This window comes from Curtobacterium sp. TXMA1 (genome assembly GCF_020162095.1).
Taxonomy (GTDB): domain Bacteria; phylum Actinomycetota; class Actinomycetes; order Actinomycetales; family Microbacteriaceae; genus Curtobacterium.
This window is the reverse complement of record NZ_CP083910.1, coordinates 2241141-2253203: the sequence shown is the minus strand read 5'-3', so window position 1 is coordinate 2253203 and position 12063 is coordinate 2241141. Positions and strand designations below refer to the sequence as shown.

Sequence of the window (12063 nt, the reverse complement as noted above, 5' to 3'; positions counted from 1 at the left end):
CCGACACTACCGACGAGGAGTCGGTGACGCGTCACCTTCTTGTCCCCTGGCAGCGAACGAGGCCGCGGGCCAGGCCAGGTCCGACGCGGGGAGGCCGTCGGCGCGACGGAGTCCGGTCCAGGCGCGCGTGGGCCCGCCGTCCCGGTCGGGGATCCGGGCCGTTCCGGTGCCGGTGAAGGAGAACCGGCTGGCACGGGCGACGGACGCCGAGCCGGTGTTCCCCTCGTAGCACTCCCAGTACACGTCCGCGGCGCCCTGGGAGAACGCCCAGTCGACGACGAGCTCGACCGCGGCGTGCATCAGTCCCTGGCCGCGCGCCGTCGGCGCGAGCCAGAATCCGAGGTCGCGGTGCTCGGTGCGGAAGGACACCACGCCGTCGAGCCAGGTCGACCCCGGACGGCGGATGCCCCACGTGTACTCGCGGTCGGACGCCCAACCCGGACCGACCAGCGCGTCGACGAAGGTCTGCGCGTCCCGGTCGGTGTACGGCGTCGGGACGGTGGTCCACCGGACCACGGCAGGGTCCTGGCAGCCCTGCGTGATGGCCGCCGTGTCGGACCGGGTCGGCACCGTGAGGTGCACCCGGTCCGACGACAGCGTCACGGGGAGCATCGTCAGCCGCGCGAGCGGGGCACGAAGCCGATGCGGTCGTACACCCGGGCGAGGGTCGCCTGCGCGATGGACTCGGCCCGCTCGGCACCGACCGCGAGCAGTCGGTCGAGCTCGGCCGGGTCGTCGAGCAGTTCGAGCGTCCGGGCGCGCACGGGCTCCAGCTCGGCGACGACGGCGTCCGCCACGGCACCCTTGAGGTCGCCGTAGCCCTTGCCGACGAACTGCTCCTCGAGCGACGCCACCGGGGTCCGGGTGAACGCCGACAGGATCGCGAGCAGGTTCGTCACGCCGGGCTTCTCCTGGCGGTCCGCCCGGATCTCGCGCTCGGTGTCGGTGACGGCCGACCGGATCTTCTTCGCGGTGCGCTTCGGGTCGTCGAGCAGGCGGATGAGGCCGTTGTCCGACGCGGCGGACTTGCTCATCTTGCTCGTCGGGTCCTGCAGGTCGTAGATCCGTGCCGTCTCGGTACCGATCTGCGCCTTCGGCACCACGAAGGTGTCGCCGAAGCGGGAATTGAACCGGGTGGCCAGGTCACGCGTCAGCTCGACGTGCTGGCGCTGGTCGTCGCCGACCGGCACGACCGCGGTGTCGTAGAGCAGGATGTCCGCCGCCATCAGGATCGGGTAGGTGAAGAGCCCGACCGACGCGGCCTCGGTGCCCTGCCGCGCCGACTTGTCCTTGAACTGGGTCATCCGGCTCGCCTCTCCGAAGCCGGTCAGGGTGTTGAGCACCCAGGCGAGCTCGGCGTGCGCCGGTACGTGCGACTGCACGAAGAGGGTCGACTTCGTCGGGTCGATGCCCGAGGCGATGTACTGCGCCGCGGTCGCCCGGGTGCTCGCACGGAGCTCCGTCGGGTCCTGTGGGGACGTGATCGCGTGCATGTCGACGACGCAGTAGATCGCGTCGTGGTCGTCCTGCAGGTCGCGCCACTGCATGAGCGCCCCGACGTAGTTGCCCAGGTGGAGGGACCCGGCCGACGGCTGGATGCCCGAGAAGATGCGCGTCTTGGTCATGGAGGTGTTCCTGTACTGCGTGGAGGGGGAGGAGGTCAGAGTTCGTAGTCGACGACCACGGGGGCGTGGTCGGACCATCGCTGGTCGTACGCCGCAGCACGGTCGACCGTGTAGCTCGAGACCTTGGCCGCGAGGTCGGGGGTCGCCACCTGGTAGTCGATGCGCCAGCCCGAGTCGTTGTCGAAGGCCTGCCCGCGCCACGACCACCACGTGTACGGGCCGTCGACGTCGCCGGCCTGCTCGCGGCCCACGTCCACCCAGCCGAGGCCCGGCCCGGTCGACCCGTCGGCACCCTCGACCTGCTCGCCCTCGGCCCCGAAGAACCGTGAGAAGTAGGCACGTTCACGCGGCAGGAAGCCCGCGCGCTTCACGTTGCCCTTCCAGTTCTTGATGTCGCGCTGGTCGTGCCCGACGTTGAGGTCGCCGACCACGACCGCCAGCGGGTTGTGCGCGCGCAGGGCGGGGAGCCGCTCGCTCATCGCGTCGAGGAACTTCCACTTCTCGTCCTGCTTCGGGGTGTCGACCTCGCCCGAGTGGACGTAGCAGGACACCACCGTGACGGTCGTGCCGTCGAGCTCGTAGTCGGCCTCGATCCAGCGGCCGGCGGAGTCGAAGTCGGTCGGGCCGAGCTCGACGCGGTGGATGTGCGCGCGGTGCCGCGAGGCGATCGCGACGCCCGCGCGGCCCTTCGCCGTGGCGGGGTCGTGCACGATGTCCCACTCGTCGCCGAGCAGCCCGGCCAGGTCGTCGCTCGAGGCACGGACCTCCTGCAGGGCGAGCACGTCGACGTCGCGCGTGGCGAGCCAGTCGCCCATGCCCTTCCGGAACGCGGCGCGGACGCCGTTCACGTTGACGGATGCGAGGCGCAGGCGTGTCATGCCGACCACCCTACCGACGCGCGCCGACGGCTCCGGCGCACCCCGTGACCGTGACCGCGCACGCACGCACAGACGGACGGGAGGCACAATGCCAGCTGGCACCGTGCCTCCCGTCCGTCTGGTGGTCGCGTGCGCGACCGGCGCGATCAGGACGCGTCGTGGTCCGTCTGCAGGAACTCGACCAGGCTGTCCGCCGTCGTCTCGGCGTCGTCACCGGTCACCGTGAGGGTGACCTCGTCGCCGTTCTCGATGCCCAGGCCGAGGAGCGCGAGGATGCTGCCCGCGTTGCCGGACTTGTCGCCCTTGGCGATCGTCACCTGGTGGCCGGACGCGGTCACGGTCTGGACGAAGAGGGACGCGGGGCGGGCGTGCAGGCCGGACGCGCTGGCGACGGTGACGGTGCGGGTGGCTTCGGACATCGATGGACTCCTGTCGACGGGTGGTGCGCTCATGCTAGCGAGCGCCTGGTGGGCGGTCCCGGGGACCGGCGCCGGTCAGTCTCGACCGGGCCAGAGGACCTCGGTGCCGGCGGCCTCGACCTCGCGCACGAGGTCGGCGTTCACGCCGGGGTCGGTGATGATCGTGTCGATCGCGGCGAGGGGGGCGACGCGGCCGAACTCCTCGCGGCCGAACTTCGTGTGGTCGGCGAGCAGGATGCTCCGGCGGGCCGACTTGATCATGGCGCTCTTCACGGCGGCCTCGGCCATGTTGTGCGTCGTCAGCCCGCGCTCGGGCGTGATGCCGTTGATGCTGATGAAGGCGACGTCGACGCTCACCATGCCGATGAGCTGGTGCGTCCACGTGCCGACGCCGGCGAGGGAGTCGCTGCGGATGTTGCCGCCGAGCAGGTGCAGGTCGATGCCGGACCGGTTCGCGACCGCCATCGCCACGGGCAGCGAGTGCGTGACGACGGTGAGCCCGCGGTCGGTGGGGAGCATCTCGGCCAGACAGATCGTCGAGGTGCCGGCGTCGATCATCACCGAGCCGTTCTCCGGGAGCTCGGCGAGGGCAGCCTCGGCGATCACCATCTTCTCGGCCTGGTTGATCCCGCCGCGGTCGCCGACCCCCGGGTGCAGGGTGATCCGCTCGACGGGGATCGCACCGCCGTGTGCGCGTCGGACGAGCCCGCGTCGCTCGAGGCTCGTCAGGTCGCGGCGGATGGTCTCCGGGGTGACCTCGAGCAGCTCGGCGAGGTCCTTGACGTCCACGCGCCCCTGCGACCGGGCGCGTTCGACGATGCGCTGGTGGCGCTCTGGTGCGTACATGGACCTCGTCGTCTCGGTCGATCGGCCTGCTCGGAACAGAACGGGCATGCTCGGGCAGATCGGCGCCGTGTGTGTCCGGTTCGCTTCGTCCACCAGACGCAAACGGGCATCTGTTTCTGCATTTTTATCCCCGGATGTGTTTGTTTGTCAACGCGGATCGCGGTAGTGTGCTGCCAAGCCGCACGGGCGTGGTCCGTTCGTGCCGCTGCGCACCGAACGAACCACCCCCACCGTGAGCGCGTGGAGATGAAGGAGTCTCGAATGTCCGAACTGCTCGGCACCGGCGTCGGCCGCGGCGTCGCCCACGGTCCCGTGCTCCGCATGGCGGACCCGCTCGGGGAGCCGTCGAAGGACGCGCTGACCGGTACTCCGGACGACGCGAAGCACGCCGTCGCCGAGGCGCTCGCCGCGGTGGCCGAGGACCTCACCAAGCGCGGTCAGCTCGCCGGTGGCGACGCCCAGGCCGTGCTCGAGGCGCAGGCGCTGATGGCGCAGGACCCGACGCTCCTCGACGACGTGCACGCCCGCATCGACGGCGGCACCAACGCCGAGCGCGCGGTGTTCGAGGCGTTCGGCCAGTTCCGCGACCTCCTCGTCGGGATGGGCGGCTACATGGGGGAGCGCGCGGCGGACCTCGACGACGTCGCGCAGCGCATCATCGCGAAGCTCCGCGGTGTGCCCGCCCCGGGCGTCCCCGAGTCGGACACCCCCTTCGTCCTCGTCGCCCGTGACCTCGCACCGGCCGACACCGCACTGCTCGACCTCGACAAGGTGCTCGCCCTCGTCACCCGCGACGGCGGCCCGACCTCGCACACCGCGATCCTCGCCCGCGCCAAGGGCATCACCGCGATCGTCGGTGTCACCGGCGCAGACGGTCTCGCCGACGGCACGCACGTCGTCGTCGACGCCGCGGCCGGCACCGTCGTCACCGACCCCTCGGCCGAGCTCGTGGCCGAGGTGGACCAGCGCATCGCGGACCGCCTGGCCGCCGCTGCCGCACCGCTCACCGCCGGTGCGCTCGCCGACGGGCACACCGTCCCGCTGCTCGCGAACCTCGGCAGCCCCGCCGACGCCGCGGGCGCCGTTGCTCTCGGTGCGGAGGGCGTGGGGCTCTTCCGCACCGAGTTCCTCTTCCTCGACTCGCCGAAGGCGCCGACCGTCGAGCAGCAGACCGAGTCGTACCGCCAGCTGCTCGAGGCGTTCCCCGGCAAGAAGGTCGTCGTGCGTGCCCTCGACGCCGGCGCCGACAAGCCGCTGCCGTTCCTCACCGACAAGGACGAGGAGAACCCGGCGCTCGGTCGCCGCGGTCTGCGTGCGCTGCGGAACCACGAGGAGGTCCTCCGCGACCAGCTCACCGCCCTGGCCCAGGCCGACGCCGCGACCGAGGCCGACCTCTGGGTGATGGCCCCGATGGTCGCCGACGCCGAGGAGACCGAGTACTTCGTCGACCTCGCCCGCGAGCTCGGCATCCGCACCGCCGGCGTCATGGCCGAGGTCCCCTCGCTCGCGCTCATGGCCGAGCAGGTCTTCGCCAACGCGGACTTCGTGTCCATCGGCACCAACGACCTGACCCAGTACACGATGGCCGCCGACCGCATGCTCGGCACCGTCGCGTCCTACCAGGACCCATGGCACCCCGCCGTCCTGCGCCTCGTCGCACAGCTCGGTGCCGCCGGTGCCGACGCGGGCAAGGCCGTGGGCATCTGCGGCGAGGCCGCGGCCGACCCGCTGCTCGCCGTCGTGCTCGTCGGCCTCGGCGCCACCACCCTGTCCATGACCCCCGCGGCCCTGGCCGACGTGCGCGCCGAGCTCGGCAAGCACACGCTCGAGCAGGCCCGCGAGATGGCGAAGGCGGCCCTCGCCGCGAGCACCGCGGCGGCGGCCAAGTCCGCCGCGGCCGCCGCGCACGCCGTCTGACCCGACCGCTCCACCCCACGCAGCACCCGCACCACCGCAGTACCCAGCACCCCTTCACACCGCAGCAGCACCCTCACAGAAAGCCAGGCACATGACAACGTCGTCCGTTGCAGCGCCCGACGCCCCCGCGAAGTCGCGGGGCGGCGCACGCGTCGCCGTCCAGAAGTTCGGCACGTTCCTCTCCGGCATGGTGATGCCGAACATCGCGATCTTCATCGCGTGGGGCCTCATCACCGCGTTCTTCATCGAGACCGGTTGGACGCCCGTCGGCGTCCTCGGCGGCTTCGGTGAGACGAACGGCGTGGCCAACATCGGTCTCGTCAGCCCGATCCTGACCTACCTCATCCCGCTCGCGATCGCCTTCCAGGGCGGCCGGATGATCTACGAGACCCGCGGCGCCGTCGTCGGCTCGATCATGGCGATGGGCGTCATCATCGGCGCCAACGGCACGATCATGATCCTCGGCGCGATGATCTGCGGCCCGCTCGGCGCGTGGCTCATCAAGCAGATCGACAAGATCTGGGACGGCAAGATCAAGCCCGGCTTCGAGATGCTCGTCAACAACTACGCGGCCGGCATCCTCGGCTTCGTGCTCGCGCTCATCGGCTTCTTCTGGCTCGCGCCGCTGTTCAAGCTCATCGCCGAGGGCCTCGGCGCCGCGGTGAAGTTCCTCGTCGACAGCTCGCTCCTGCCGCTCGCCAGCGTCATCATCGAGCCCGCCAAGGTCTTCTTCCTCAACAACGCGATCAACCACGGCGTGCTCGACCAGCTCGGCGCGCAGCAGGTCCAGGAGTCCGGCAAGAGCATCCTGTTCCTGCTCGAGGCGAACCCCGGCCCCGGTCTCGGCATCCTGCTCGCCTTCACCTTCTTCGGTGTCGGCATCGCGCGCTCGACCGCTCCCGGCGCGATCCTCATCCAGTTCTTCGGCGGCATCCACGAGATCTACTTCCCGTACGTGCTGCAGAAGCCGGTCCTCTTCATCGCCGTCATCCTCGGTGGTGCGACCGGTGTCGCGACCAACGTCGCGTTCCAGTCCGGCCTCGTCGCCCCGGCCTCGCCCGGTTCGATCATCGCCGTCCTCACCGCCACGGCGAAGGACAGCTACGTCGGCGTCATCCTGTCGGTCGTCCTCTCCGCAGCGGTCTCGTTCGCGGTGGCGTCCTTCTTCCTGCTCGCCAGCCGCAAGCGCGACCTGGCGAACGGCGGCGGCGACATGAGCGCCGCGATGGCGAAGCTCCAGGCCAACAAGGGCCGCGACGTCAACGCCGCGACCTCGGGCCTGCTCGGCAACAACACGCCCCGCTCGGAGGAGGAGACCGAGGCCGCCTTCGGTGGCGTCGGGTCCGGCACCGCGACGGCGACCCGCGTCGAGAGCGTCGTGTTCGCCTGCGACGCCGGCATGGGCTCGAGCGCCATGGGTGCCAGCGTCCTGCGCAACAAGGTCAAGAAGGCGGGCATCGAGGGGGTCACGGTCGTCAACAAGGCGATCGCGAACCTCGACGGCACCGAGGACCTGATCATCACGCAGGAGGAGCTGACGGACCGCGCCAAGCAGAAGAACCCGAACGCGCAGCACGTGTCGGTCGGCAACTTCATGAACGCGCCGCAGTACGACCAGGTCGTCGACCAGCTCAAGAACCAGTAACGAAGTGCAGTATCGGAGGGGACGGGTGCGAACCCGTCCCCTCCACCACGTCCGTCGAGAACAAGGAGAACCCCCGATGCCCGTCCTGCAGGAGAGCCAGATCCGCATCCACACCGAGGACACCGCCCCGACCAAGTCGGAGGCGATGAAGGAGGCGGCCGAGATCCTCGAGGCTGCGGGCGCGGTCACGGCGGACTACTACCCGGCGATGCTCGAGCGCGAGAAGAGCGTCTCGACCTACATGGGGAACTTCCTCGCCATCCCGCACGGCACCAACGACGCCAAGGACGCCATCAGGTCGTCGGCGCTGTCGTTCATCCGCTACGCCACCCCGATCGACTGGGACGGCAACCCCGTGCGCTTCGTCGTCGGCATCGCCGGTGTCAACAACGAGCACCTCGACATCCTCTCGAAGATCGCGATCGTGTTCTCCGACGAGGACGAGGTCCAGAAGCTGACCGACGCCCCGGACACCGCGGCCATCCTGTCGATCCTCGGCGAGGTCAACGAGTGACCGGCACCGCAGTCCACTTCGGCGCCGGCAACATCGGGCGGGGCTTCGTCGGACTCCTGCTGCACCAGGCCGGGTACGAGGTCGTCTTCGCCGACGTCGCCGCGCCGCTCATCGACGCCCTCGCCGCCGCCGACTCGTACACCGTGCACGAGGTCGGGCAGGGTGCGCAGGACCACGAGGTCACCGGCTTCCGCGCCGTGAACAGCGCGCAGGACGAGGCCGGCGTCATCGACGAGGTCGCCGCTGCCGACGTCGTCACCTGCGCCGTCGGCCCGACGGTCCTGAAGTTCATCGCCCCGGTGATCGCGAAGGCGCTCCAGCAGCGTGACGCCTCCGCCGCACCGCTCGCCGTGATGGCATGCGAGAACGCGATCAACGCGACCGACCGCCTGCGGGAGTTCATCGTCGAGGCGCTCCCCGCCGACTCGCGCGACGAGGCCCTGGCCAAGGCGGTCTTCGCGAACACCGCCGTCGACCGGATCGTCCCGGCCCAGCCCGAGGGTGCCGGTCTCGACGTCACGGTCGAGACCTACTTCGAGTGGGCCATCGACCGCACCCCGTTCGGCGGGTCCGAGCCGGAGATCCCCGGCGCGCACTACGTCGACGGGCTCGCGGCATCCATCGAGCGCAAGCTCTTCACGGTGAACACCGGGCACGCCACCGTCGCGTACCACGGGTTCCTCGCCGGCGCGGACAAGATCTCGGACGCCATCGCGATCCCGGCCGTGCGCTCCGAGCTCGAGTCGGTGCTCGCCGAGACGAGCGACCTGCTGGTCCGCCGGCACGAGCTCGACCCCGAGGTGCACCGGTCCTACGTGCAGGCCATCATCGCGCGGTTCGAGAACCCGCACCTGCCCGACACGGTCACCCGCGTCGGTCGGCAGCCGCTCCGCAAGCTGTCGCGGGACGAGCGCTTCGTCTCGCCCGCCGCCGCCCTCGCCGAGGACGGCACCGAGCCGACCGCGCTGCTCGACGCGATGGGCGCTGCCCTGCGCTTCGACGTCGCCGACGACGAGCAGAGCGTCGAGCTGCAGCAGCTGCTGCGCTCGGACCGCTCGGACGCCAACGTGGCGACCGAGATCACTGGGCTCGAGGCCGAGCACCCGCTGCACGCAGCGTTCGCCGACCGGGTGCGGTCCGCGCGCGGCTGACGCGACCACACGACGGACGGGAGGCGCGGTGCCGGCTGGCACCGCGCCTCCCGTTCGTCCCGGCGAGACGCCGCGCTCCTCGCGAGGCGCCGCGCTCCCCGCGAGGCGCCGCGCTCCCCGCGAGGCGCCGCGCTCCCCGCGAGACGCCGTCGGATCCGGCGGTGTCTCGCAGATCCGGGGGCGTCACGGCGAGCCGCCGGCATCGCGGCGCGGTGTCACCCGGACCTGAGTGCGGGCCAGCCCCGCGGCGTACCGTCCAGCGCATGACGAAGCACTGGGTCGCCCCCGAGTTCGGCGGCAGCGAGGTCCTCGAGTACGTCGACACCGAGGTGCCCGCCCCCGGCACCGGCGAGGTCACCATCGACGTCCGCGCCGCGGGCATGAACCCCGCCGACACCAAGCACACCCGGCAGGGGGACGCGTCCGACCTGCCGATCCCTGTCGGCTACGAGGTCTCCGGCGTGATCAGCGCGATCGGCCCCGACACCGAGATCGCCTCCGGCGGGGGAGCGGTCGGCGACGAGGTCCTCGCCTTCCGCGTCGAGGGCGGCTGGGCCGAGCGCATCACCGTGCCCGCTGCCGACGTCTTCGCCAAGCCGGCGTCGCTCGACCACCCCCAGGCCGCGAACCTGCTGCTCGCCGGGACGACCGCGGCCGACATGATCCGCGTCACCCGCGCCGAGGGACGCGACACGGTCCTGGTGCACGGCGCGTCCGGCGCGGTCGGCGTCGCCGTCCTGCAGCTCCTCCGCCCGCTCGGCACCCGCGTGATCGGTACCGCCTCCGAGCGCAACGCCGACACCGTCCGTCGCTTCGGTGGCGAGTGGGTCGCGTACGGCGACGGCCTGGAGGCGCGCATCCGCGACCTCGCCCCTTCCGGCATCGACGTGGCACTGGACTGTGTCGGCACGGACGAGGCGGTCGACGTCTCGTTGGCACTCGTGGCCGACCGCTCCCGCATCGTGACGATCGCGGCCTTCGGCCGCGCGCAGCAGGACGGCTTCCCCGCGGTCGGCGGCAACCAGCCGGAGAGCCAGGCGTTCCGCGACTCGGTGCGGCAGCGGCTGGTCGACCTCGCGGCGGCAGGCGAGCTCGAGGTGCCGGTTGCCCGGACGTTCCCCCTGGTCGAGGCGAAGGAGGCGGCGGAGCTGCTCGAGTCGCAGCACCCGGGCGGGAAGCTCGCCCTCGTGCCGTGACCGGGGGCACTTCTGGTTGACTCGTGGGGTACGTCGCACGACCGACACCACGAGGGGGGAACACGTGAGCGACCAGATCCCGTCCGACCAGCCGTACCCGAGCGCACCGTCCGCGCAGCAGCCGTACCCGACAGCGGGCGGGGAGCCAGCGCGCTGGACACCGCGGTACGGCGCCTCCTTCGGGCAGGCACTCGCCCGCTTCTTCGGCAAGTACGCGACCTTCTCCGGGCGGGCCAGCCGCAGTGAGTTCTGGTGGGCCTACCTCGTCGTCACCGTCGTGGGACTGGTGCTCGTCGCCATCCCCTTCGTGTACCGCTTCTCGACGATCGAGTACACGACCGTCGACCTCAGCGGCGTCGAGTACCGGGTGGCGAACGCGCCGTCGCCGCTGTTCTGGGTGCTGCTGGTGCTGCCAGCGATCTGGTGGCTCGCGACCATCGTGCCGTCGCTGGCGCTCGGGTGGCGCCGCCTGCACGACGCGGCACTGCCGGGGGCGCTGTGGATCATCGCGGTGTTCGTCGGCATCGTCGGGATCGTCTTCGGGCTCCTGCCGTCGAACCCCGAGGGTGCGCGGTACGACCGACCGGTGGGCGCACGATGAGCGACGACCAGCAGCCGCAGCAGCCGTACGGACAGCAGCCGCAGCAGCCGTACGGAGAGCAGCCGCAGCAGCCGTACGGAGAGCAGCCGCAGCAGCCGTACGGACAGCAGCCGTACGGACAGCAGCCGTACGCGGTGCCGCTCGGACGCTCTGTGCCGACGGGTCCTGACGGCCGGCCTCCGCTCTGGGCACCCTGGTACGGCATCGGTCCCGTCCAGGCGTACGCGCGTTACTGGAAGAAGTACGTCCGCTTCGACGGGCGCGCAAGCCGCAGCGAGTTCTGGTGGGTGTACCTCTGGAACGTCGCGATCTCCGTCGTGCTGGGAGCGATCTGGGGCATCGGCTTCGCTCAGTCCGGTCGCGAGACGTACGTGACGCCGACCGGTGCGGAGACCGTCGTCTCCGAGCCCTCCGTGTTGTTCCTGGTCATGGGGTACGTCGGCTCGCTCTGGGGCCTGTCGATCCTGCTGCCCTCGATCGCGCTGGCATGGCGACGACTGCACGACGCTAACCTTGCGGGCCCGTTCTTCTTCTTCGGCCTGATCCCCTTCTTCGGCGGGATCGCACTGATCGTCTTCTACCTCCTCGGACCCAACCCCAGGGGTGCGCGGTTCGATCGGCCGGAGGGGGCACGATGAGTGACGACGAACAGCGTGGACAGCAGCAGCAGCAGCAGCCGCAGCCGCAGCCGCAGCCGCAGCCGTACGGCCAGCCCTACCCGCAGTACCGGCAGCAGCCGCCGATCCCGACGGACGCCGGTGGCGCCCCGCCGCTGTGGGCACCCTGGTACGGCGCCGGGTTCCTCGATGCCTTCGTCCGGTTCTGGACGAAGTACGCCCGCTTCGACGGACGCGCGAGCCGCAGCGAGTTCTGGTGGTGGTACCTGGCGAACGCGCTCGTGGTGACGATCCTGTTCGGCGGCTACATCATCTCCATCATCGTCTGGGCGGCCGGCTCCACCATGACCGACGAGTACGGCATCACGACCGCGACGAGCGGCTTCCCCGGGGTCGCGCTGCTGTTCGTCGGTCTCCTCGGGCTGTGGGGACTGGCGACGTTCGTCCCCTCCCTCGCGCTCGGGTGGCGCCGCGTGCACGACGCCGGTCTCGCCGGGCCCTTCTGGCTGATCTCCTTCGCGGCAGGGGTCGCGGGGATCGTCTTCGGGTGCCTCGAGCCGAACCCCAACGGCGCGCAGTACGACCAGCCGGACGTACCCCGCCCGCAGGCCTGATCGGCCCCGTCACGACGAAGCGGCCCACCCCGTCAGGGGT

13 protein-coding genes are annotated in these 12063 nt (G+C 71.1%); 8 read left to right on the top strand and 5 right to left on the bottom strand.

All coding sequences use genetic code 11. The annotated features are described in order from the left end of the window. Positions 1–6 precede the first annotated feature (6 nt). The 5 genes from LCG91_RS10610 to LCG91_RS10590 form a co-directional block, all read right to left on the bottom strand. The gene (locus LCG91_RS10610) at positions 7–603 is read right to left on the bottom strand and encodes a GNAT family N-acetyltransferase (RefSeq protein ID WP_224441355.1); all 597 of its coding nucleotides are present in this window, start codon (positions 601–603) and stop codon (positions 7–9) included. An 11-nt stretch (positions 604–614) separates the two neighbouring features. After that, positions 615–1625, bottom strand: coding sequence for a tryptophan--tRNA ligase (gene trpS / locus LCG91_RS10605; protein WP_137767718.1), 1011 nt, complete (start codon positions 1623–1625; stop codon positions 615–617). 35 nt (positions 1626–1660) lie between these two features. Beyond that, positions 1661–2503, bottom strand: coding sequence for an exodeoxyribonuclease III (locus tag LCG91_RS10600; RefSeq protein ID WP_058749729.1), 843 nt, complete (start codon positions 2501–2503; stop codon positions 1661–1663). Positions 2504–2649: 146 nt separating this feature from the next. Beyond that, positions 2650–2922 (bottom strand): HPr family phosphocarrier protein, encoded by a 273-nt coding sequence (locus LCG91_RS10595; protein WP_058728883.1) that lies wholly within the window; start codon positions 2920–2922, stop codon positions 2650–2652. A gap of 75 nt (positions 2923–2997) precedes the next feature. Then, positions 2998–3768 (bottom strand): DeoR/GlpR family DNA-binding transcription regulator, encoded by a 771-nt coding sequence (locus tag LCG91_RS10590; protein ID WP_058728882.1) that lies wholly within the window; start codon positions 3766–3768, stop codon positions 2998–3000. A 261-nt stretch (positions 3769–4029) separates the two neighbouring features. Here LCG91_RS10590 and ptsP point away from each other — a divergent pair, with 261 nt between their 5' ends. The 8 genes from ptsP (at position 4030) to LCG91_RS10550 (ending at position 12023) form a co-directional block, all read left to right on the top strand. After that, positions 4030–5685, top strand: a complete 1656-nt coding sequence (gene ptsP, locus LCG91_RS10585; protein WP_082687561.1) for a phosphoenolpyruvate--protein phosphotransferase — start codon at positions 4030–4032, stop codon at positions 5683–5685. Between the two features lie 91 nt (positions 5686–5776). Further along, positions 5777–7330, top strand: a complete 1554-nt coding sequence (locus LCG91_RS10580; protein ID WP_058728881.1) for a PTS mannitol transporter subunit IICB — start codon at positions 5777–5779, stop codon at positions 7328–7330. A gap of 76 nt (positions 7331–7406) precedes the next feature. Beyond that, positions 7407–7844: a PTS sugar transporter subunit IIA gene (locus LCG91_RS10575; RefSeq protein WP_224441354.1), complete on the top strand. Its 438-nt coding sequence runs from the start codon at positions 7407–7409 to the stop codon at positions 7842–7844. Then, entirely contained in the window at positions 7841–8995 is a 1155-nt protein-coding gene (locus LCG91_RS10570) for a mannitol-1-phosphate 5-dehydrogenase (RefSeq protein ID WP_224441353.1), read from the top strand. Before LCG91_RS10575 ends, LCG91_RS10570 begins: the two co-directional genes overlap by 4 nt. 263 nt (positions 8996–9258) lie before the next feature. Then, on the top strand, positions 9259–10191 hold the full coding sequence (locus LCG91_RS10565) for an NADP-dependent oxidoreductase (RefSeq protein ID WP_224441352.1): 933 nt from the start codon (positions 9259–9261) through the stop codon (positions 10189–10191). A 64-nt stretch (positions 10192–10255) separates the two neighbouring features. Then, on the top strand, positions 10256–10792 hold the full coding sequence (locus LCG91_RS10560; protein ID WP_224441351.1) for a DUF805 domain-containing protein: 537 nt from the start codon (positions 10256–10258) through the stop codon (positions 10790–10792). Beyond that, positions 10789–11430 (top strand): DUF805 domain-containing protein, encoded by a 642-nt coding sequence (locus tag LCG91_RS10555; protein WP_224441350.1) that lies wholly within the window; start codon positions 10789–10791, stop codon positions 11428–11430. Before LCG91_RS10560 ends, LCG91_RS10555 begins: the two co-directional genes overlap by 4 nt. Next, complete coding sequence (locus LCG91_RS10550) at positions 11427–12023, top strand: DUF805 domain-containing protein (protein ID WP_224441349.1); 597 nt, start codon at positions 11427–11429, stop codon at positions 12021–12023. Before LCG91_RS10555 ends, LCG91_RS10550 begins: the two co-directional genes overlap by 4 nt. Positions 12024–12063: the final 40 nt, after the last annotated feature.